The sequence below is a fragment of the Persicimonas caeni genome (assembly GCF_006517175.1).
In the GTDB taxonomy this organism is placed as follows: Bacteria; Myxococcota_A; Bradymonadia; order Bradymonadales; family Bradymonadaceae; genus Persicimonas; species Persicimonas caeni.
In genome coordinates this window covers 881884-903374 of the sequence record NZ_CP041186.1, presented here as the reverse complement: position 1 = coordinate 903374, position 21491 = coordinate 881884, and the positions used below count along the sequence as shown (strand labels likewise).

At 63.0% G+C, this 21491-nt stretch carries 20 protein-coding genes; 10 read left to right on the top strand and 10 right to left on the bottom strand.

From position 1 onward, the window contains the following. Positions 1 to 69 precede the first annotated feature (69 nt). The gene (locus FIV42_RS03440) at positions 70 to 1275 is read left to right on the top strand and encodes an AgmX/PglI C-terminal domain-containing protein (RefSeq protein WP_141196322.1); all 1206 of its coding nucleotides are present in this window, start codon (positions 70 to 72) and stop codon (positions 1273 to 1275) included. A gap of 239 nt (positions 1276 to 1514) precedes the next feature. Continuing rightward, the gene (grxC, locus tag FIV42_RS03435) at positions 1515 to 1775 is read left to right on the top strand and encodes a glutaredoxin 3 (protein ID WP_141196321.1); all 261 of its coding nucleotides are present in this window, start codon (positions 1515 to 1517) and stop codon (positions 1773 to 1775) included. 103 nt (positions 1776 to 1878) lie between these two features. On the opposite strand, the gene FIV42_RS03430 is transcribed toward grxC, so the two are convergent. Beyond that, positions 1879 to 3672, bottom strand: a complete 1794-nt coding sequence (locus tag FIV42_RS03430; protein WP_168210372.1) for a S49 family peptidase — start codon at positions 3670 to 3672, stop codon at positions 1879 to 1881. On the opposite strand from FIV42_RS03430, the gene FIV42_RS03425 reads away from it, so the two are divergent. From FIV42_RS03425 to FIV42_RS03405, 5 genes are read left to right on the top strand one after another with little or no spacing between them, the layout of a single operon-like run. Then, complete coding sequence (locus FIV42_RS03425; protein ID WP_168210371.1) at positions 3671 to 4012, top strand: hypothetical protein; 342 nt, start codon at positions 3671 to 3673, stop codon at positions 4010 to 4012. The two genes, FIV42_RS03430 and FIV42_RS03425, sit on opposite strands and share 2 nt — an antisense overlap. Continuing rightward, on the top strand, positions 4009 to 4401 hold the full coding sequence (locus FIV42_RS03420) for a fluoride efflux transporter FluC (protein ID WP_168210370.1): 393 nt from the start codon (positions 4009 to 4011) through the stop codon (positions 4399 to 4401). Before FIV42_RS03425 ends, FIV42_RS03420 begins: the two co-directional genes overlap by 4 nt. 26 nt (positions 4402 to 4427) lie before the next feature. Continuing rightward, on the top strand, positions 4428 to 6176 hold the full coding sequence (gene xseA / locus FIV42_RS03415) for an exodeoxyribonuclease VII large subunit (RefSeq protein ID WP_168210369.1): 1749 nt from the start codon (positions 4428 to 4430) through the stop codon (positions 6174 to 6176). A 36-nt stretch (positions 6177 to 6212) separates the two neighbouring features. Then, positions 6213 to 6461 carry an exodeoxyribonuclease VII small subunit gene (gene xseB, locus FIV42_RS03410; RefSeq protein WP_141196316.1) on the top strand — a complete coding sequence of 83 codons (249 nt, stop codon included), beginning with the start codon at positions 6213 to 6215 and terminating at the stop codon, positions 6459 to 6461. After that, positions 6458 to 7828 (top strand): short-chain fatty acid transporter, encoded by a 1371-nt coding sequence (locus tag FIV42_RS03405; RefSeq protein ID WP_168210368.1) that lies wholly within the window; start codon positions 6458 to 6460, stop codon positions 7826 to 7828. Before xseB ends, FIV42_RS03405 begins: the two co-directional genes overlap by 4 nt. 72 nt (positions 7829 to 7900) lie before the next feature. Here the strand turns inward: FIV42_RS03405 and FIV42_RS03400 are convergent, their stop codons facing one another. After that, positions 7901 to 8452, bottom strand: a complete 552-nt coding sequence (locus FIV42_RS03400; protein WP_141196314.1) for a hypothetical protein — start codon at positions 8450 to 8452, stop codon at positions 7901 to 7903. 236 nt (positions 8453 to 8688) lie between these two features. On the opposite strand from FIV42_RS03400, the gene FIV42_RS03395 reads away from it, so the two are divergent. Next, positions 8689 to 10812 carry a GYF domain-containing protein gene (locus FIV42_RS03395; RefSeq protein ID WP_141196313.1) on the top strand — a complete coding sequence of 708 codons (2124 nt, stop codon included), beginning with the start codon at positions 8689 to 8691 and terminating at the stop codon, positions 10810 to 10812. Positions 10813 to 10830: 18 nt separating this feature from the next. Here FIV42_RS03395 and FIV42_RS03390 read toward each other — a convergent pair whose 3' ends face one another. The 6 genes from FIV42_RS03390 to FIV42_RS03365 form a co-directional block, all read right to left on the bottom strand. Beyond that, complete coding sequence (locus tag FIV42_RS03390; RefSeq protein ID WP_141196312.1) at positions 10831 to 11823, bottom strand: hypothetical protein; 993 nt, start codon at positions 11821 to 11823, stop codon at positions 10831 to 10833. A 20-nt stretch (positions 11824 to 11843) separates the two neighbouring features. Continuing rightward, positions 11844 to 12287 (bottom strand): FixH family protein, encoded by a 444-nt coding sequence (locus tag FIV42_RS03385; RefSeq protein WP_141196311.1) that lies wholly within the window; start codon positions 12285 to 12287, stop codon positions 11844 to 11846. A 117-nt stretch (positions 12288 to 12404) separates the two neighbouring features. Beyond that, positions 12405 to 12980 (bottom strand): response regulator transcription factor, encoded by a 576-nt coding sequence (locus FIV42_RS03380; RefSeq protein ID WP_141196310.1) that lies wholly within the window; start codon positions 12978 to 12980, stop codon positions 12405 to 12407. Continuing rightward, positions 12977 to 14287 carry an ATP-binding protein gene (locus FIV42_RS03375; RefSeq protein ID WP_141196309.1) on the bottom strand — a complete coding sequence of 437 codons (1311 nt, stop codon included), beginning with the start codon at positions 14285 to 14287 and terminating at the stop codon, positions 12977 to 12979. Before FIV42_RS03375 ends, FIV42_RS03380 begins: the two co-directional genes overlap by 4 nt. Before the next feature lie 39 nt (positions 14288 to 14326). Then, entirely contained in the window at positions 14327 to 15058 is a 732-nt protein-coding gene (locus tag FIV42_RS03370; RefSeq protein ID WP_141196308.1) for a tetratricopeptide repeat protein, read from the bottom strand. Between the two features lie 13 nt (positions 15059 to 15071). Continuing rightward, positions 15072 to 16676 (bottom strand): M61 family metallopeptidase, encoded by a 1605-nt coding sequence (locus FIV42_RS03365; RefSeq protein ID WP_168210367.1) that lies wholly within the window; start codon positions 16674 to 16676, stop codon positions 15072 to 15074. Positions 16677 to 16832: 156 nt separating this feature from the next. On the opposite strand from FIV42_RS03365, the gene FIV42_RS03360 reads away from it, so the two are divergent. After that, positions 16833 to 18527: a DUF4388 domain-containing protein gene (locus FIV42_RS03360; RefSeq protein ID WP_168210366.1), complete on the top strand. Its 1695-nt coding sequence runs from the start codon at positions 16833 to 16835 to the stop codon at positions 18525 to 18527. A 53-nt stretch (positions 18528 to 18580) separates the two neighbouring features. After that, positions 18581 to 18964 carry a hypothetical protein gene (locus FIV42_RS03355; RefSeq protein WP_141196305.1) on the top strand — a complete coding sequence of 128 codons (384 nt, stop codon included), beginning with the start codon at positions 18581 to 18583 and terminating at the stop codon, positions 18962 to 18964. A 78-nt stretch (positions 18965 to 19042) separates the two neighbouring features. Here FIV42_RS03355 and FIV42_RS03350 read toward each other — a convergent pair whose 3' ends face one another. Both FIV42_RS03350 and FIV42_RS03345 read right to left on the bottom strand, forming a co-directional pair. Further along, positions 19043 to 20074, bottom strand: a complete 1032-nt coding sequence (locus tag FIV42_RS03350) for an ATP-binding protein (protein ID WP_141196304.1) — start codon at positions 20072 to 20074, stop codon at positions 19043 to 19045. 23 nt (positions 20075 to 20097) lie between these two features. Then, positions 20098 to 21477 (bottom strand): OmpP1/FadL family transporter, encoded by a 1380-nt coding sequence (locus FIV42_RS03345; protein WP_141196303.1) that lies wholly within the window; start codon positions 21475 to 21477, stop codon positions 20098 to 20100. Positions 21478 to 21491 lie beyond the last annotated feature (14 nt).

Below are 21491 nucleotides of genomic sequence, written 5' to 3'. Positions count from 1 at the left end.
GTCACGGTTGGTGAGGACGAAAATAATGCTTTTTCGGTTCCGGCCCCGGGCCTGTCCGCGAACTTCGAAATGTTCGAGAGGCAGGACGATGGATATCGGGTCCGATTTACCAATAAAGTCGACGGCTCGCTGTCGATCGACGACGAAGAGTGGGACCTCGATGAGGCTATCGAGGAGAAGAAGGCCACTCGCGCCGACTCGGTAAGCACCGAGGAAGGCTCGGCGGATGTCTACGAGCTTACCCTGCGCGAAGGCGACTGGGGTATGATTCGGCTGGGCAGCGTCAACGTCTTTTTCCAACTGGTCAACCAGAAGGAAAAGGTCGCCGGACGCGGCTTCACCGGGATGTTCGAAGGCCCGGTCGTCGGTTTGGTGGCGCTCGCCGCTATCCTGCACATCGGATTCTTGGTCGGCGTGATGCTCACCTGGAAGCCGGGTATGGAGCTCGAGAATCAAGAGATTCCCGACCGCTTCGTCGAGTTCGCCGTCGATGACGTCGAAGATCCGCTCGAGGAAGAGGAGACCGAAGAGCCCGAAGAAGACACCACCGGTAAGAAAGCCGGCGGCGAAGAGGGCAAGTTCGGCGATCCCGACACCGACATTCCGGAGTCGAAGATTCCGAAGGTCGACGGTGAGATGGTCGACGAGGTCGACGTCAAGAATATCGGCGTCAACAAGGCGCTCGGCTCGAAAATGCTCGGCGCCGGCCCGCTCAAGAACATCTTCGGCAACCAGGAAGGCTTCGACGCCAAGATGAACGTCGCCATGAGCGGCGAGGGCGGTGAGTTGGTCGTCGGTCGCGGCGCAGGCGGTATGGGCATGCGCGGCGTCGGCAAAGGTGGCGGTGGCGAAGGCTTCGGTCGCATCCACGGCCTCGGTAAAGTCGACACCGGCGGCGGTAAAGGTACCGGCGCCAAGATCGGCAAGAAGAAGGCGCGCAAGGTCAAGCCCAAGCTGAGCCGCGGAACGCCCAAGATTGGTAACTTCTGCGACAAGGGCAACATCCGCCGCGTCGTCAGCGCCAAGTCGAACGCCATCAAGTACTGCTTCGAGCGCGAGCTTCAGATGAAGCCCGACCTCAAGGGTAAGATCATCGCTCAGTGGAAAGTCGGCCTCGACGGCTCGGTCATGAGCTCCTCGATCGCCAGCTCGACGATGAACAACCGCAAGGTCGAGAGCTGCATCACCCGCGTCATCAAGCGCATGCGCTTCGAGAAGCCCGACGGCGGTATCTGCATCATTAACTATCCGTTCGTCTTCTCGGGTATCGAGTAAGCATCGGGTAGAGAGAACAACTAGAAAGCCGGCGGCTCGGAAGAGTCGCCGGTTTTTTGGTTTCTTGCGGGGAAGAAGGGGGAGGATGGGGTAAGAAGAGGGAGGATGAGGGTTGAAAAGTGGGTTTGCGCTGGTTAGTTAGTTTTTATGTTACACGTGGATCACTAGAGCGCGGACGCGCACGTGGCCGTAAGAGACCAGACGTACCAGCCCAGACGTACCAGATAGGAGAGGCAGCCATGGCGAAGGTAGAGATTTATCGGACGACGTATTGCCCGTACTGCAACATGGCCGAGCGGCTGTTCGACGAGATGGGCGTCGAGTACGAGGAGATCGACGTGACCAACGATCCGGAGCGGCGCATGAAGCTCGTCGAGGAGACGGGGATGCGCACCGTGCCCCAGATTTTCATCGACGGTCAGTCCGTGGGTGGGTTCACCGACGTCAAAGCGTTGCGGGATTCGGGCGAGCTGCAGAAAATGCTCGATGGTGAGGCTTGATTGTCGTTTTGAGTCCCCCAGTTCCCCCCAGCTCCGCTGCGCTACGCAGGGGGCTATCAAAGGCGGAGGGACCGCCCTACGGGCTCGGGCCTGTTGTGGGAACCTACTCCACCTTCCACGGCATCAGAGCGAGCACCGGGTCGCGCTTGAGGAGCGCGGCGATCATGGCCGGCTCGAAGACGTCGGCCATCCAGCTCGGCATTTGGGCTTGCAGCTGGCCGGTCAGCGCGCCGCGCAGGCTCTCTTTTCGGTGCCCGATGAACGTGACCTCGGTGTCGTCGGGATCGAGGTCGCACAACTCGCCCAATCGCTCGATGGCCGTGTCGAGCCCTCCAATCTCATCGATCAGACCACGCTCGAGCGCCGCCTCCCCGAGGTAGACGCGTCCGCGTGCGTAGCGATGCAGGCGTCGCCGGGGTAGTTTTCTGGCCTGGCCGACGCGCTGGAGAAAACGCCTGTAGAAGTTGCGTGCGTCGTCGTCCATGCGCTCCATCATCTGGTCGCTCAACGGGGTGGTCAGGCTGGTGAAACGATCGGCGTCGTGCTCGTAGATAGACTCGACGTTGAGTCCCAGCTTTTGCGGGGTTCCCGGGGCAGACATTTTGCCGGTGACCACGCCGATCGAGCCGGTCATCGTCTGACGCTCGCAGATGATCTGATCGGCGCCTACCGCCAAATAGTAGCCACCACTGCCGACCACGTCGGAACACTGGGCGATCACGGGTTTGGTGCGCCGAAGCTGCTCGATGGCGTGCCAAATGATGTCGCTCGCCAGCGCGCTCCCTCCCGGCGAATTGATATGCAAAATGGCGCCGGCATAGCGACGGTTCTCGCGAATGCGCCGAAGGGCCGGGACGACCTCATGTGGGTCGATGACCACCGAACCTTGGCCCGGCACGGTCATGTTGGGCATGACGATCATGCCGGAGAGGTCGAGCACCGCGAAGCGGCGCTTGGGGCGAAGCAGGGGCTGCCATTTGTATGGCTTGGGCAGCGCGTCGAGGTGGTCTTTGGCGCGCACCATGATGCTGGTTCGCTCCTTGGCGTGCCGCTTCATCTCCTCCTCGCCTTCGCGCCCGTCACGCTTGTGGGCGCGCTCGATATAGCCGATGGGGGCAGAGTGTTGCGGGTCGTCGAGCCAGTCGCCGATGACTTCTCGAAAAACCTCGCCGTCGACGAAGCCGGCGCGCCAGGCGTGGCGCGTATCCAGCGGCGCCTGCTCGAAGAAGGTCTCGACCTCTTCGTGCGACAGCCCACGTCGCTCACCGATGCGATCGCGGAGCACTCGCTTGAAGCTGTCGTAGAGCGACTGCATCATCAGGCGCTGCGCCTGGGTCATCTCCTCGTGGATAAATCGATGCGAGGCGGTCTTGAACTCACCGATATGGATGAACTGGGGGATGACGCCGATCTTGTCGAGCGCCTCGCGCGCAAAATTCTGGTCGAAGCGTGGCCCGAACGAGTAGATGCGCCCGGCGGGGCTGAGCAAGATATCGTCGGCGGCGGTCAGCAGCAGGTAGTCGCGGGTCAGCGGCATCTGCGCGTGACCGACCACGTGCTTTCCGGCCTCACGAAGCGAGTCGAGCAGGCGGTTGAGCTCGGCGAGCTGACCGTGGCCCATCGCCGTCGACTCGGGCACGATGACCACACCGGCGACCGTGTCGTCCTCGCGAATGCGTTCGATGGATTTGCGAAGTTCGAGCAGTGAAGGCTTGTGCTGGAACAGGGCCGCCAAGCCGGTCTTCGGTCCGAAGGCATAGCTGCTCTCCAGCTTCAGCTCGAGATAGAGTTTCTTTTTACGCCGAAAGAAGTACCCTAACTTGAACCAGAAGCTCGACCAGAGGTAGCCGAGTAACCTGAGCAGATTCAGCAGCAGAACGATGGGCGCGCGTAGCATGGTCCAGACACCAGTCATCAAATATGATCTAATCGCGTGCAATGTAGACAGCGCCATAGGTGATGTCGAGGCGAAGGCATCGACGAGCGCGTTGTTGTGGTGTGTGCTGGCACTTTTGTGCGCACTTTTGTCGGGCTGTGTGGAGACTGCCGAGTGCAACGCCACGGTGAGTTGTCCCGACGAGCAGGTATGCTACGAGTACACCTGCCGCGATACGTGTCAGACCGACGCCGAGTGTTCGACCGCCGAGACGTGCGCTCCGTGCATCGGGGGGGCGGTCGGCGGTGAGGGCAAATGCTTCGGCGAAGAGCAAAACGCCTGCATTCCGGAGGAGGGATGAACCTGTGGGTCAAAATCGGGCTAGTCGCACTGGGCGGCGCGCTCGGGGCGTTGTCGCGCACCGGCCTGTCCGAGTGGATCTACGGGCACACGGGCGAGGAGGGCTTCGCCTGGGGCACGCTCACGGTCAACCTGTTGGGCTGTTTGCTCATCGGCATGGCCCGCGCAGGCGTGGAGACGGCCGATTGGGCAAGCCCCGAGTTGCGCACGCTGACCTTTTCGGGCTTTCTGGGCGCGTTTACGACCTTTTCGACCTTCGAGGCGGACGCCATGACGATGTGGCGCTCCGGCGAACGCGTCCTCGCCGGCATCTACCTGGGGGGCAGCGTCGTCGGCGGGCTGATTGCATTTATCCTCGGCTGGTACATCATCGCGAGAGCTGCAGCCTAAATCCGAACCTCCAAGACCCCGCACCCGTGTCACGACTTCTCGACATCGAACCCGAAGCGCAGCGCATCTGCATCATTTTCCCCTACGATGCGAGCCTTCTGCCCGTGGTGCGCTCGCTGCCCGGTCGTTGGTTCGACGGGGGCACCAAGAATTGGTACGTGCCGCTGAAGCATGCCGACCATGTCATCGGCAAGCTGGCCAACCACAAGTTCAAGATTTCGCAGGCGCTTCGTAGCTACTGCGAGAAGAACCTGCAGCCGATCGACGAACTCGTCTCCGACGGGCCGGGGCAGGGCGGTCCGCTTCGGGTGCCCGAGGGGACCTACTCGATCTCGCAGCTCAACGAGGAGGCTCGGCGCGCGATTCGCGACAAGTTCTCCGACGACGTGTGGTTGGTCGGCGAGGTGCAGAGCTACGACCGCAACCGCCCCGGCGGCCACGCCTATTTCGAGCTCGTCGAGCGGCTCTCCCCCGACGAAGATCCGGTCGCGCGGATTCGGGCGGTGGCGTTTGGCGACGACCGACAAAAGATTATCGATGCGCTCCAGAACGCACCCGAGAGCATCCGCCTTCGCGATGGGCTCGCCGTGCGCTTGTCGGGGCGCGTCGATCTGTACGCGCCTCATGGTTCGTACCAATTCGTCGTGCGAGGCATCGACCCCGCCTATACCACCGGTGAGATTCATCAAAACCGCGAGCGCATCCTCAAGGCGCTCGAAAAGCGGGGCATCCGCGACAAAAACCAGAAGCTTCCCTGGCCCAAGTGCCCGTTGCGGGTCGGACTGATCACCAGCTACGAGAGCGATGCCTACAACGATTTTGTTCACGAACTCGAGCGCTCGGGCCTGGGCTTCGCAGTGACCGTGCACGACGCCAATGTGCAGGGAAGCCGCACCGAGCCCTCGGTGCTGCGCGCGCTCGATTATTTCGCCGGGCGCGCCGATGACTTCGATGTGGTGGTGATTGTGCGCGGCGGAGGGTCGCGCTCCGATCTCGCCTATTTCGACACCGACGCGATCGGAAAGGCGGTGTGCGAGCACCCGCTCAAGATTGTCACCGGCGTAGGCCACCAACGCGACCAGTGCTTGCTCGATTTCGTCTCCGATTCGCAGAAGACGCCGACCGCAGCTGCCAACGCGTGTGTGTCGCGTGTCCAAGACTACATGGAGCGGGTCGAGGAACTGTTCGCGCGCATCGCCGAGCGGGCGGTCGACTCCGCTGGAGACGAGATGCTCCGGCTTCGCCAGGCGTCGGTGCGCCTCGAGCGCGCCGTGGAGCGATGCCTCAAGATCGAGACCAAGCGACTCGACCGGGTGCGCTCGGGCGTGACCTACGCGGTCAAAGATTGCCTCGCCGAGGCGACGCGCCAGCTCGACCGACTCGAGCGTGCGATCCCGTCGGCGGCGCTGGCGCGGTTGGGGACCGAGCGCCAGAAGCTCGACTTCGGCCAAAGGCGCTTGTCGCGCGAGCGTCTCGAGCGCCGCTTTCAGCGAGAGAGCCGTGAGCTCGACGGGATGATGCGCCGGTTCAAGCGCGCGGCGGGCAAGGCGCTCACCGACCAGGAACGGCGTATCGAGGAGCATGCCCGCCGGCTGCGCCTGCTCGACCCGCAGCGCGTCCTCGAGCGCGGCTTTGCGATCCTGCAGACTCCCGACGGTGTGGCTCTTCGCCCCGAAGACGTCCCCTTCGACACCGATCTCGACGTGCGTCTGGCCGAGGGCCAGGTGACCGTGCGTCGTGCCGAAGACAACCAAGATACTGACGAATCCCAGTGACTGTCTGACTGACTGTAGCACCACACGAGGAAGCTCATGACAACTGCCGACAAGAATACCAGCGAGCCCAACGCCGACGAGATTCGCTACACCCAGGCGATGGAGGAGCTCGAGTCGTTGCTCGACGAGATCGACAACGACGGAGTCGACCTCGACGAGCTGGCCCTCAAGGTCGAGCGCGCCTCGAAGCTGATCACGGTGTGCCGCGACAAGATCGAGAACACCGAGATGCAGGTCAAAGCGATCATCGACGGCCTCGAGAGCACGCAAGGAGACGACGGGTGATACAGGCGTTCGGTGACAAGTTGAGCGAGTTGTCGGAGCGCTACGTGCCCGAGCCGTTCGTGCTCGCCGTGCTCCTGACCGTGCTGACCCTGGTGCTGGCCGCCGTGTTCGGCGAAGCCGTCGCCGAGCTGAGCTTTCCGGAGCGTCTGGAGGCGTTGGCCGATGGGTGGTTCGGCGCGTTTTACGGCACCGGATTGATGAAGTTCGCCCTGCAGATGGTGATCGTGCTGGTCACCGGCCACGCGCTCGCGCTGTCGAAGCCGGTGCGCTCGGCCATCGAGAGGTTCGCCGGGGTGGCGAAGACGCCTGGGGCCGCGGTGGTCGTCGTGTCGTTGGTGGCCTGCGCGGCGAGTCTGATTCAATGGGGCTTGGGCGCGATCGCCGGTGCCTTCATGGCCCGCGAGATGGGCCGCGCCTTCGCCAAGCGCGGCCAGCCGGTGCACTACCCGCTGCTAGGCGCTGCGGGCTATGCCGGCTTTCTGGTGTGGCACGGCGGCTTTTCGGGCTCGGCGCCGCTCAAGGTGGCCGAGGAGGGCCACTTTTTGGCCGATGCCGTCGGCGTCATCCCGATCAGCGAGACCCTGCTGGGTACGCTCAATATCACCGTCATCGGCACGCTTCTGGTGCTGATTCCGCTTCTCTTCTGGCGCCTGATGCCTCGTGACGCGGACAAGATGGTCCAGTACCCCCTCGACAGCTTCGAGGAGGCCGACGCCGAAAGTACCGACCTGCCGCCGCCCAAAACGGCGGTCGAGGTGCTCGAGCGCACTCGCCTTCTCAACCTGGTCATTGGCGGGCTGCTCGTGGGCGTGCTGGTCTACTATTTCGCCGAGAAGGGCATCGGCGGCTGGAACCTCGACTCGATCAACCTGCTCTTCTTGACGCTGGGCATTTTGCTGCACCCCTCGCCGTCGAGTTACGTCAACGCGATCGTCGACGGCGTCAAAGGCGCGGCGGGAATCATTCTGCAGTTTCCGTTCTATTTCGGCATTCTGGGGCTGCTCGAGGCGAGTGGGCTCATCGAGCAAATCGCCCAGTTCTTCGTCGATATCTCCAACGCCGACACGTTCCCCATCTTCACCTTCTTGTCGGCCGGCATCGTCAACTTCTTCGTGCCCTCGGGCGGCGGGCAGTGGGCGGTGCAGGGGCCCGTAATCATGCAGGCGGTCGACACCCTCGGCGTGCCCCCGCAACAAGCGATCATGGCGCTCGCTTACGGCGACGCCTGGACCAATATGCTCCAGCCGTTTTGGGCCTTGCCGCTGTTGGGCATCATGGGGCTCAGAGCCAAGGACATCATCGGCTACACCGGCTTCGTGATGCTGGTGACCGGGCCGGTGATGATGCTGCTGTTGTACCTTTTCTAACTTGTCTTTTTTCTAGAAAGCGAGGCCTTGCAGGTCGTGGTTACGTACCTACAAGGCCCGGCGTTCGGCGAATTACAGTACTTCAATCCGGATCACGGCGATCGCCTGCAGCGACGTATCGTCATCGGGCGCGCTTCCCTGCGCGGTCGCTTGCAGCTTCATGCCCCTTTCGACATAGGGCTTCAGGTTGACGTTGCTCTTGGTGTCCAGCGAGATCTTCTGTTTGCCGTCGGGCACATCCTCGATGATCGCCACGAGCTTTTTGTCGAGGCCGTCGGCGTTGGCGTAAATCTCGAGGCTGGTGAGGAAGTCGAAGTCGTCGCTGTCGCCCTCGGGCATGGCGGCGTCGGTGATCTCGAGGTCGAGATCTTGCAGAAAGACGCCGCTGGCGCCGGTGGCGTCGCGGCTTTCGAGTTCCTGCTCGAGGTCGACGTTGAGCTGGAGCGCTTCGCCAAACGGGTTTTCGACGGGCAGGCCGCCTAGGGCGCTGCCCTCGACGGTCACCTCCTGGCTCTTTTCGGTGATGGTGAACGAGGCCAACCCTCCGTCTCCGCAAGCGGCGAGCAGGAAGGTGGCGACGAAGACGGTGAGCAGCGAGACTCGGCGCGGTATGGATGGGTACATCATCTTTCGGTGTGTTCGGGTCGCGGTTAACTTCGAAGGTGGAACTTCTCCACCTTCATGGTGTCAACAAGATGAACGTCAATCCAGTCGATGCAAGTGACGGATGTCGAAGGGGCGCATCACACGAGGCCCCCGTCCTGCGAGGAAATGCGCACCGTCGCTTGTCAAACGGCGGCGTAAAAAGTAGTGTCTAGCGCAAGTTTTGACGCACGGCCTGTCGAAGGCTCCCACACCGTATGAAATTCTACTGCGATAGTTGCAACACCAAGTATGGCATTGCCGACGAGAAGGTTCGCGGCAAAGTCCTAAAGGTGCGTTGCAAGAAATGCGGCAACGTAATCACCGTGCGTGAGCAGACGGTGCCCTCGCGGCGCGCCTCTGACGCACAGAGCGCGCCACCGCCCTCTCCAGCAAAATCCGCCTTCGATCCGCGACAGGTTCAATGGCACTACTCGGTCAACGGCCAGAGTTTTGGCCCGTTCGCCTTCGGCGTCCTCGAGCAGCGTTTTGCCTCGGGCGAACTCGGCGACGAGTGTTATGTATGGACCGACTCGTTCTCCGATTGGAAGCCGGTCAAGCAGGTCGACGCCTTTCGCGCGGCGCTGAGTAAAGGCCAACAAATCAAGCCGCGCCGCAAGACGCTGGGCGTGTCGCAAGCTCTCCAGGCGGTCAAGCCTGAGGACTTCAAAAAGCGGCTGGAAGAAGAGAAGAAGAAAAAGGCTGCTGCCAAGCAGGCGGAGTCAGAGCCTGTCCAGCCAGAGCGGGCCCAACCAGAGCCGGAGCAGCAGGCGCCGCAGCAGGAGGAGGCGCCGAAGCAAGAGGATGCGCTGCAGCAGGAGGAAGCACCTCAGCAAGACGAGCCGAGCGGAGCGTCCGCGCAGGAGGCTCAGCAAGAGGAGCAGCAAGAACAAGAGGCTCAGCAAGCGCAGCAGCAAAAGGAAGAGGCGCAGAAGGACCGCCTCGCCAAGCTCCGGGCACGACTCAAAACGCAGGGCGACGCCAAAGACGAGGCCGCCGAGCCGTCCGAAGAGATCGCCGCTGATGAGCCGCTGCTCGATGATTCGCTGGCCGCCGACGGAGGATCGGCACAAGCGGCGGATCTCGACTCGTCCACCAAATCCACCGATGCAGCCGAGACGGCCCAGGCCGGACAGCCTGACCGTGGCGACGACCCCTTCGAGAGCGATGCTGCGGACGCTTTGGGGCCGACGCTTCCGATGGGCGATTCGCACGAGCCCCCGGGCTTCGACGAGCCGGAGGACGATGGCGAAAATAGCGGGTTGTTCGCTGATTTCGACGGGCCGAGTACCGCCGGTGCGGCCACGGCCGATGCGCAGCCAGCTGACGCCGACGACGCCGAAGCGCCCGACGACTCCGACCACATCCCGTTTTTCCCCGACGCTCCCGAGCTTAGCTCCGAGTCGGGCAAGGTCAGCAAGCCGAGCAAGACGGAGACGTCCGGCATCACCGGCAGCTTGCTCATTCAGCTCGACAACATCCAAAAAGAGGGCCGAGGCAAAAAGGTGGCCCTGGTCGCCGCCGCGATCCTGATCGTCGGCGGACTGACCGGCACGGCCATCTATTTTGCCAGCCAGGTCGAGCCCGAGAAGAAGGTCGTCAAAAAGAAGACGAACCAAGATGACGACGACGAGCTGGTCATCCGCACCTACTCGGATGACGAGCAGAACAAGATCATGATGCTCGACAGCCAGAACGTCGGCAAAGAGGAGGGGGCCGAGGAGGCTCCCCAGAAAAAAGAGCCGACCAAGGTCGCTTCGAACAAGAAGACGGGCACGTCGAAGAAGCGCGTGCGCGGCCCCAAGATCAAAGACGACGGCCCATCGCTTGACGATGCGTTCAAGTCGGCGCAGAAGAAGGGCTCCTCGGACGACTCGTTTCGCAAGGGCCTCGACGACGGAAAGGTTGCCAAGACCAAGCTCGACTCGCCGCTCGCCGGCAAGAGCGACGCGTTCAGCTCGCTCAGCGCGCTCTCTTCGGAGCGAAGCGATCCCATCTACCGGCCGACCGACACGCTCAAGGCTCGCCAGAAGAAGTCGGCGGGCAGCGGCGGCATGAAGCTGACCCGGAAGCAGATCAGCCAGGGCATCCGCACCGTGCGCAAGAGCGTCGGGATTTGCCGTCAGCGCCATTCACGGCGCGGCACGCCCCTCGACGCCCGTAAGATCTACGTGACGCTCACCGTCGAGCCCAGCGGGCGCATCAGCGCTTTCACCCTCGAGCCCAGCCGCATTCGCCACACCGAGTTCGAAAAGTGCATGAACTCGCACCGCGGCCGCTGGCGCTTTCCGTCGTTCGACGGCTCGAGCCAGAAAATGCGCGCGCCGTTTGTGCTGCAGTGAGCTACGGCGCGACTGCTCTTAAAGGAACTGGCGGCGGAGCGTGAGCGATGCCGCCGGCCCTACAAAGGGCACATTGCTGCTCGCCCCATTCCACCAGGCGTCTGCCGATACTGACAGTGTCGCCTCCCAGAACGGGAATTCGAAGCCGTGGGTGATATGCCCGCCGAAGCGAAGCCTACGTGTTTCGCTGTCGGGCACCGGTTCGCCGTCTGCGACGGTCTCGCCGGCAAATTTGAAGCTCGAATTGAGCCCCCAGGACCAGAACAAGTCGTGGATATGCAAGTAGCTGACTTGCAGGTCCACCTCACCGGCCGGCGCGAAGTCGGTGGTGCCGCCGTCCGGTTTCTCGATAGTGCGCGCCAGGCGATGGCTGTAGGACGCCTGGGCGCCGAGTACGTGCTTGGTGTCGAGAAATTTCGAGACCTTGGCGCCGGTCATCAGTTGCCAGGCGCCGTCGCCGGTGATGTCGGCGCCGGTGGTCGCGACCGTGTCCTCGGGCGCGCGACCCGTGGGGACTTTCAGGCCGGCGTACAGGTCGAGAAAGGGAACGAGTGACTTTGGCGCGTCGAGTGATATCTCACCCATGCTATCTTGGAGCGCCGTCCACCGAACTGCCGCGGCTGCGTCGCCCGGACCCAGGCGTAGATCGCTTCCAGTCGCTTCGAAGGAGCGGTGTTGCAGGCGCAACGGCACACTTCCGTAAACCTGCAGGCGCTGGTGAAACGGGCGAAACCCGCCCCCGACCGACACGATCAAATCGTTGACCTGAGCGTGGTCGAGGCTGCGGTAGTCTCCGTCGTCGGAGAAGCTTCCCGCGCCACGTTGGTACGTGAGTTGGGTGGCGAGTACGGAATCTTGGCAGCGGCCGACGACCGAAAACTCACCGGCGCCGGTCGCCGTGCAACAGGCCTGTGCGGAAGCGAGCGCCGGTGAGGCCAAGGCTGTGAGCCCGACGAGCAAGCCAAGTAGCAGCGCTCCTGGTCTGCATCGGGCGTGGGTAGAGTCTGTCATGGGAGCCTTCCTCTTGTGCGTTATTGCACGTCAAACTCGGCGACGATGCGGTCGCTCGTGTCGTCGTGGGTGATATCGATACGTACTTCCCAGTGGCCCGGCATGCTGTAGACGAGGTTCGAAACGGTATACATCCCGTCGCTCCCCTCCTCGACGACCGGCTCTTCGGGGGAGCCGTGGCCGTGAGCCGGCATCCAGGGCTCGACCGCCAGCGACGCCCCGGTTAGGTCGTTGCCCTCGGGGTCCATCAAGTGAATGTGGAGCGTGTTCTCACCGGTGACTGGCGAGGCAGGCGTGGGACTCAGGTGTGCCTCGAAGTGGCCTGACTGGGAGACCAGCGCGGCGTCTTCGTCCGCGTTGTTGCGTTCGTCGTCGTCGCTGGCGCCGCATGCCACGGAGAATGCGGTCACAGCGACCAGCAAGACAAAGAGGAGGTGGGTGAGTGTGGAGTTCTTGTTGGCCATGTCGCTACCTCTCGAAGGCGGATTGTGTACGTCCCCCAGAGTATGGACTGTGGCCTCAGATCGAATGTGGCAAGTTGTCGCACCCCCCTGATCTAGATCATCTCCCTATGCGCCGCGTTATTCGCTGGGCGGTTTGGCGTTGAGCTTTCGCTGCAGCGTGCGTCGGTGGATGCCCAGCCTGCGAGCGGCTTCGGAGATGTTGCCACCACAATCGGCCAGCACGCGGTTGATGTGCTCCCATTCGACGCGGGCCAGTGAGGGCGCGTCGTAGTCGATATCACTCTCCGACAGCGGGGGCTTTTCGCCGCGGTCGAAGGCCGCCAAGATATCGTCGGCATCGGCGGGTTTTTGAATGAAATTGACGGCGCCGAGGCGAGTGGCGTCGACGGCGGTGTCGATGCTGCCATAACCGGTGAGCATCACCACACGGATGGTCGGCTCGATTTCGAGCAGATCTCGGACCAACTCCAAGCCATTCTTTCTGGGCAGCCTCAGGTCGACCACGGCCATTTCGGGAGGTTGCGCCATCGCCAGGTTGATGGCCTCGTCGTAATCGGCTGCCGCGGAGACCTCGAATCCTCGGCGCTCCATCGAACGGCTCAGTCGGCGACGGAAGATGTCGTCGTCGTCGACTAAGAGCATGGTCGGGGCAATCTCGTCGGTACCTTCAGCGGCGTCCACAGGGTCCTTCATACGCGTGCTCCTTGGGGGCGGGAGACCTTCTCGAGGGGAAGCTCGAGCACGGCTCGGGTTCCCCCGGAGGGGGCGTCCTCGAAGCGAAGATCGCCGCCGAGCGTGTCGGCGACACTTCGCGCCAAGAAGAGGCCGAGTCCCATGCCCTCACCAGTCTCCTTGGTGCTAAAAAACGGCTCAGTGACACGCGCGCGGTGCTCGGCCGGAATGCCCGGGCCGTGGTCGATGACCTCGAAGCAGTAACTCTCCTCGCGGGTGGTTACGCTAAGCCGAACCTGAGTGTGGCACGGGGAGGCCTGCAGCGCGTTCTTGACCAGCGCGCGCACCGCGTGGACCAGTGTGCGCTTCGGACCGTAGACCACTGATTCGGCCAGCCGCGGAGGGATGTCCAAGGTGAGCCGGTCGACGTCATCGATCTCCCCGATCGCCTCGTCGACTACCTCCGTCAATTGGACGGCGCGCGCCGATTCTCCAAGAGTCTGACCGGTGTCGGAGGCGAGCTGGTCGATGATCTGGCGACAGCGGTCGACTTGAGCGCGAATCAGGCGCGCGTCTTCTACCAGCGTGCTCTCTTCGCCCCTTTGCTCGGCTTCGTACTCCAGATCTTTGGAGACCACCGCGATGGTCGAAAGTGGAGTGCCCAGCTCGTGGGCGGCGCCCGTCGCCAGGGTTGCCAGGGCGGCCAATTTTTCGGCGCGGTGCGACTTCTCGCGCGCCGCGGCCAGTTGCTTGTTGCGCGCTTCGAGCTCTCGGGCGAGGCGCCCGACGAAGAAGGTGATGGTAGCTGCAGCGACGACAAAGGCGAACCACATCCCCTTGACGTGCCAGTTGAGCGTGCCGTGAGCGTGGCCGTGCTCCATGGCACCCGTGGTCATCGGGCCCGACGCCATGGGAAAAGGGCGGTGGTCGACGAAGAGCAGTCCGAACAGTCCCATCGACAGCAGGCCCAAGCTCCAGGTCCACTTGGGCTCGAGGGTCACTGCGGCGAGGGCGATGTGGACGACGTACAAAAAATTAAACGGGTTGAGCGGGCCGCCGGTCAGGTAGAGCAGGGCGGTGAGGATGAGCAAATCGATGCCTAGAAAGAGGCCGAGTTGCAGCGAGCTCTGCTCGGGTTTGCGCCCGTTGAGATAAATCGCGAGCAGGTTGACGCCAACTTCGCAGGCGATCACCCCGCCCAGTTCGACGAGCGGCACCGGCAACGACAGCACCAGCCGGGAGAGCGCAATGGTGAGAATTTGCCCGGCGATGGCAAACCAGCGCAACCGGATCAATCCGCGCGCTGTGATCTGAGACTGTGGCTGCATAACTTGAAACCGGCGGGGGCCCTGGTGGGCGGACCCCGTCTACTGCGTTTCGGAATGCTCCTCGGGCTGGCTGCTGGCCAGCGGGGCGTTGGCGATGCGCGTGGCGAGCAGCTCGATATCGACCAACGCGGCCTCATCGCCCGACTGCTCGGCCGCCTGTCGAGCCTCATCGAGCCACCGCTCGGCGGCGCGGTGCTTTCCAAACCGCCAGAGGTCCTCGGCAATTTCGTAGCGAAGCTCGGCGTCGGCGGGATACTCGTCCGCGAGTTGTCGTAGCGTCGAGTCGTCGCCCTCGGCTGTGAGGAACTCGACGATCCCCATCAGCTCACGGGCTTGCACGTCGGAGTCCCAGCGCGCGAGGTGCTTCGTGAGTAGGTCTTTGGCGTCCTCGAGCTTGTCTGCTCCGGCGAGTTCTTGGGCGACCCACCGTGAGATCTCCGAGTAGATGACGACCGGGTGTTCTTTCTGGGAGTCGAGCAACTGCTTGCTGACGTCGAGGAAGCGTTCGTGATCGCCGAGCCGGCGCCAGGCACGGGCTACCGCCCATTTCTGGAAGTCATCGAGGCTGTCGAGTTCGAGCCCCTCGAGCGTGGCGGTGTCGGCGTGCAATAGTTCCTCGTGCCGCATGATCTCCGCCTGCGACATCACATCGGCCACCTCGTAGGCATAGCCGTATTCATGCTCGAGGTACTCCGGGTAATTATCCTCGATCGAGCGGCGCGGCTGCTTGGAGTTGTGAGGTGTCTGCGGGTCGATGGTGGTGTCGTCCATAGTCTTTGAGGGGTCATTGAGAAGTGTCTGCCGGGAACATGTGCCCGAAAGGGCTCTTGTCACGCTTGACCGGCAGGAGTCGCGCTTTGGACTGCTCGGAGCTCTCGAGCCAGTGCAGTCCGGCGCGTTCGAAGACGCGCGCGGGCTCGAGGGGCTTGGCTCCGGCGACATGCTCGTCCCACAGCTTGGCGGCCCGAGAACTCGACGTGCCGGCGACCTCGACGAGCGTCGAGCGCAAATCCTCGGCGTCGTAGGCGTTGCCTGCATCGCCCATTTGCTCGATCAGATGGCGGACCCAGTCGTCGAGGCCCACGCGTCCCTCGCTGTCGGCTAGCAGCGTGGCGTCGAGGGCGACGGCGAGCAATACGCCTTTGTCGTAGGGAAGCCGCGCGCGATCGGCCGTCGAAGACTTGCGACGTCGGGCGGCCGGGTTGCGCTGGTAGTAGCTGCCCGCGCGCGAGAGTTCACGCAAGACCTCTTCGCGCGACAAGAGCCCCAATTCGGCGAGCGTCTTGAGCGCAAGATAGTGCGTCACACCCTCTTTGAACCAGCGCGTGGCTTGCTCGGCGCTCGGCTCCGGGGTGAGGTGATGACCGTTCCACAGGTGGAACGCCTCGTGAGCCAGCAGCAGCAGGGTCTTTGAATCGAGGGGCTGGGTCTCGGAGACTTCGACGACGAAGCCGCCTCGGCGGCCCACGCCGCGTCTTCGGCTGGGGTTGGCTTCCTCGAGCGGGCGCACAAAGGCGGTCGCCGGACCTAGATCGCCGAAGCGTTGGCGGTAGGCGCGCACGAGCTGAGCGATGCGCTCGCCATACTCCTGACGGTCGACCTCCATCGCCGGCGCAAATCCAACCGTGAGCTGCGAGTCGCCCGAGACACTCTCGGGTCGGTACAGCTCGATGTCGGCTCCGGCCGCGACGAACGCGTCTCGCAGGGCGCCGGGAGTCGGTGCCATGAACCCGTGCACCGACGAGCCTTCGACTGCTTGTGATTGGGCGCTTCGAATATGCTGCCAGGTCGCCAGCAGACGCCAATCACTCGGCGCGCGCACTTCGATGGGGATATCGCTCACTTGGCGCGAGATCTGTTCGCTCGGCAGAACGATGAACGCAGGGCCATAGGCAAAGGCAACACCATCGGCAAAGCGAGGGTGGAAACGCGCACGTTCGTCGGACTGGTGGCGAAGGGCGACGGCGTAATCGAGCTGGATCCATTCGGCGTCGTCGGACTCGACGTCGATACGCCCGTCGCTGCGGCTGATGGTAAAGGGGACGGGCCCGTCGTTCGAACTGGCTCCCTGGATGCTGATATTGTCGGCGAAGTCGGTGCGGCCGGCCCACGGGCCGGGCAGGAAGAACGAGGCGCGATCGGGGGGATCGAGCAGGCGAACGTGCACCTCCAAGCGGGTCGAGTTCGCCTCGATCTGATACCACAACGCCCCGCGACGCCTCTCAGGGGCGGCCTCGGGAGAGCCGGGCGCCGAACCCACCATCCGCTCGAAGGTGGACTCGTCGGCCACCTTCTGCCCCCCCTGACACCCGCATAGCACCACCATGAGCACCAGCAGTCCGAAGCCTGCCGGGGCGCACATGCTGTGCCGCGATCGGGGGAAGTGCATAAGTCGTCGGGCCGTCGGGGGTCGGAAAGCTGCCTTGAAGCGACGCGTTCTCATTCGGAATGCAAGCTTGTTCCTCTCGCAGAACCGTGGTTATATAAACCGTCGAAACACACAAGAATGTCAAGCTTATTGCCCCGATCCGACGCCGACGAGCACATGCATCGCATTCTGATAGTCGACGAAGACGAGCACCTACTCTGGGCTCTCGAAAAGAACCTCTTTCCGGAGCGCGATGACCTTTTGGTCATCACGGCGCCCTCGGGTGAAGAGGGCATGGAAATCCTCAAAGGCGGCAACGTCGATTTGCTCGTGTCGGACATTAAAATGCCCGGCAAAGTCGACGGCTTCCAGCTGATCCTGCGCGCCAAGGAGATCGCCCCGGACGCCCGGGTGGTGATCATGACCTCCTTTGGCTCGGGTCGCGTGGAGAGCTTTGCCGATCGCATGGGGATCACCCACTACATCGAGAAGCCGTTCAACATCAGCGAGCTGCGCGACATGGCGCTCGATCTGCTCGACGAAAAGGAGGGCTTCCAAGGGATGCTCTCCGATCTCGAGCTGACCGACATCATCCAGATGCTGTGTCTGGCCAAGCGCACCACCTTGCTGCACCTCAAGCACAAAGAGCATCGCGGCAAGATCGTGTTCGACCGCGGTGATCTCGTCCACGCCGAGTTCGACGGTGAGGACGGGCCCGAGGCGGTTTACCGGATGCTGGCGCTTCGCCAGGGCGACATCTTCATGGAGTCGGACGTCGACTACGACGAGCCCACGATCCATGTCGGCTGGCAGGATCTGTTGCTCGAAGCGGTCAAACGCGCCGACGAGATGCGCCTGGCCGAGGCGAGCAGCGCCGACGAAGAGGAGTCGAGCGAGAACGACGGCACGCCGTTTTCGAGCTTTCGTCCCAGCGAGTCCGCCGAGATCGATCTCAAGAAGGTCTCCGAAGACGAGGACGAAGAGAGCGCTGAAGTCGATCCCGACTCGACCGGCGACGACAACACCGATCGCCTCACCGGGGACTCGTTTTTCACCGAGGAGGAGCTCGAAGAGATCGGCATGGCGAGCTCGGAGGCGCTCGAAAGTGCGGATGTGTTCGAGGCTGACAGCCAGCTCGAAGAGCCGGAGGCAGACGAACCGATCTCCGAGCCCGAGCCGTTGGGCTTGGATGAGAGTTCCATCAGTGAGGCGCTCGAAGAGAGCTCGGTCTCCGAAGTCGAGGAGCAAAGCGAGCCACAGCTCGTTGCAGTGTCCGAGTCTGAAGTGTCCGAGTCTGAAGTGTCCGAGTCTGAAGTGTCCGAGTCTGAAGTGTCCGAGTCTGAAGTGTCAGGTGATGAGAGCCTTGGCTTCGACGAAGCCTCGGTGGCGGCCGACGGTGGTCAGTCTCTGGGCGACGAGGCGAGCGGGCCGGAAGTGCTCGAGGATGTCGCGTCGAATCTGGCGTCTCCGGTGCAGACACCCAAGACATCGTTGATCGCCGCGCTGGAGGATTTTGTCGACGAGTGCGCCAAGCTACGGGTCACCGGTCTAACCGGGCCGGGCGAAGATGCCGAGGCGAGCTTCGTGGAGACCTCTCAGGCAGGCAAGCACGACCCGCACGCCGTCAGCGAGAAGCTGCTAAGCACGGTCAGTTGCGCGCAGCGAATCGCCTCCGCTCTCGATCGTGGTGCCCATGCCGAGGAGATGCAGCTTACGCTCGCAGATGCCTACGTGGTGGTGCGTCGCATCGCCGGCACCGAGCAGTATCATTTCGCCGTCGTCGGTCGCGATGCGAGCCTCGGCGTCGTCTTGGTGCTCATGCGTCAGTTTTCCGAGCGCCTCGGCGAGGCTCTCCAATCGCGTGACGCCTAACCGACTCAACTCAGTCAAGCAGTTTCGAGACCCGAGACCACGAGCCCCCATCCATGGACCTCTTCACCGTACTCGAAGACCTCTCCGCTAAGCTTCCCGGCTGTAAGTTGGCGAGTATCGTCGAACTCGAATCGGGCATGCAGTTGGCATGTGTGACGGCGGAGGATGCTGCCGGCGCTGCAGGCGCAGACGCCTTCCAGAGCGAGCTTTTCCGACACCTCGAAGAACTCGTGCCCACGCTCGACTGCGACGGTCCACTGGAGTCCGTCGTGCTGGAGTCGAGCGACACGACGTTTGTCTCCGAGCCGGTGGGGAACACCGGCTACTTCTGGCACGTCGCTACCGACGGCAGCACCACGCTCGGGTTCACCCAGGCGATCATGCGCAAGTATCGCACCCGGATCGCCGACAGTGTCCACGCGTTGGTGGGGGACTGATCGGTGCGGAATTGAATCAGAGAGCGGCGTTCGCGTCGCTTCTCGAGCCCGCGGTCCGTCACTCCCTCAATCCTTCCCCTAAGCTGTTCGCAGGAACTCGTCGCCCGACGATAACGGCAAACGCACTTTCACCGTCGTTCCCCTCGACGTGGATTCGAACGACCATTCGCCGCCCACTCGCTGTAGAAACTCGCTCGCGTTGGTAAGGCCCAAGCCGAGGTGTCCGGCCTTGGTAGTAAAGAACGGGTCTTCGCAGCGCTCGCGCGCGCTTCTGGGCATGCCCGTGCCTTTGTCGCGGATACGAAACTCGACAATCGCCTCGTCGATCTGCTCGACGAAGATGTTGACCGGTTCGTTGCCGTGGCTGGCTTCGATGGCGTTGCTCACGATCGGCAAGAGGACTCCCTCGAGCAAACCCGCCGAAATCAATGCTTCTTCGTCGGCCTCTTTGACACGGCACTGCACGGGCGTTTTTCCACGGCTCCACGCCGAGAAGACGTCGGCCAATTCGAGCACGCGAAGCGGCTGATCGCTGGCGGTGCCAAAGAGGTTGACCATCGAGGTGCGGCCCATTTCGGCGACGGCCGCGCGCAACTCGTCGAGCGCGCCGACGATGCGCACGCCGGTCTCTTCGGCGGCCTCGGGGACGTCGCGTAGCACTTCGGCGAGCGCACGTACTCCGGAGAGCTTCTGGTTGAGGAAATCGGCGACGACGGTCTGGACGTCGCGCAAGATCTCGCGGCGCACGCGCCGACGCTCCCATTCGAAGCTCTGGATGACCGCGCTCTCGTCGGTGATATAGAACGTCGAGGCGCGCCCCTGCTTGTTGCCTTCGACCGCCGGCAGGCTCCAGTAGCGAAAGCCTTTGCTGCCGCCCAGGCTGCCGTTGACCGCCACGTGGTACTCGATGACCCCGTTGCCCCGGCGCACCACCCTCGAAAAGCTCATGTAGGGCGGGTCATCCGGGTCGAAGAGGTGATAGATCGAGGTCGCCGCTCGGTTGTCGATCTCGAGCAGGTCGAAAAAGAAGCTTGGCGCTTCGATGATTCGACCGTCGGGCCCGAGGACCAATAGGCCGCCGGGAAATGGATTTCGCGGTTTTGAAGTCAACGTCTTGGATCTGTCGTAGGAACTCAGTCGTAGCGATACGTGACGCCGAAGCTGGCCAACTGGAAGCTCGAGTTCCACGTGCCGGTGTTCTGCGCCGTGCCACCCTCGGTCTCCGAGAGGCTCTGCTTGTAAATCTCACCTTCGTCGACGTGGCGCTCCGGAGAGTACACGTGCATGTAGGCGACATCGAAGTCGAACCCGTCGACGACGTTGAACGTCGCGCCGAGTCCACCGGCGTAGCGGTTCCAGCTGACGAAGTCGAGGTTGGTGTACTCTTCGGCTTGTGCGCCCGTTTCGTAGTAGCCGCCGGCGTGGCCGGTCAACCAGTCGTTAAACGCGTAGCTGCCGCCCAGGCGGAAGCTGAAGGTGTCCTCGTAGCCCTTGACCTGATAGAGCGTGCCGAGGTCGGTCTCGGCGTTGAGCACTTTGAGCTTGCCATGAGGAGTGATCTCGAATCGATCGACGCGCGACCAGTCTTCCCAGACCATATTGAACTCGAAGTCATAGCGCGGCCGGGTGGCGTCACCCGGGTGCTCGCCGGCTTCGAGGCCGAAGCCCATGCGAAGCACTCCGGCTTGCTCGGTGCGAAGGGTCACACCGTCGTCGGTCAACTCGCCCAGATTATTCGAGGGCGCAGGCGTCAACTCCGCGGTGCCCTCGGCCTCCCAGGAGATCGGCGGACGGTAGGATGCAGCCAGACGAAACCCCTGAATGTCATAAGCCAGCCCGAAGGTGCCCGACAACGCCCAATCGCTGAGCCCGTTGCCGCGAAAGACCGCATCGTTTTCGGGATCCTCCCAGTTCTCGCGATCCGTGCCACCATGGATGACCAGGGTGAAGTCGCTGTCGAGGTAGGTCGCCGCAGCGCTGGCGCCGACGCTCAGATCGCCGTAGGGAAGCTCGATTCGGTAGCCTGCCCCTAGGGAGGCGAAGGCCTCGATGAGGGTGGTGCCCACCATCATGTAGCGCCCGCCGTTGTCCTCGTCGACATCGCAGCCGCTGTCGGTAAGCTTGCCGTAGCAGCGCTGCCCGTAGCCGCTGGGTCCGAAGAGACCCGCGCCGATGGTCAGATTCTCGATTCCCAGATCCCAGCTCGCGGTCAAAAAGGGCGCCGGGAAGAACCCGCTTTGATTGCGGATCGCATCGTACTCGAGCTTGGGATTTCGCCGGTTCTCCTCGTTGACCAACGGATCGCGTTGAAACTCGAGGTTCAGGTTGAGCAGGTTGACGTTGAGAAGCACCTGAGCACCCCGAGCGCGTTCGAGCAGCGCGGGGTTGAAATAGAGCGCGCTCGGGTCACGCTTGTTGACCGCACCGGTGCCGCCGCGGCCCACCGACTTGGTGGTATTTTCCGGAACTTCGAATCCTGCAGCGAAGGCCGCAGTGCTCGTGGACAGGACCATCGCAGCTGACGCCA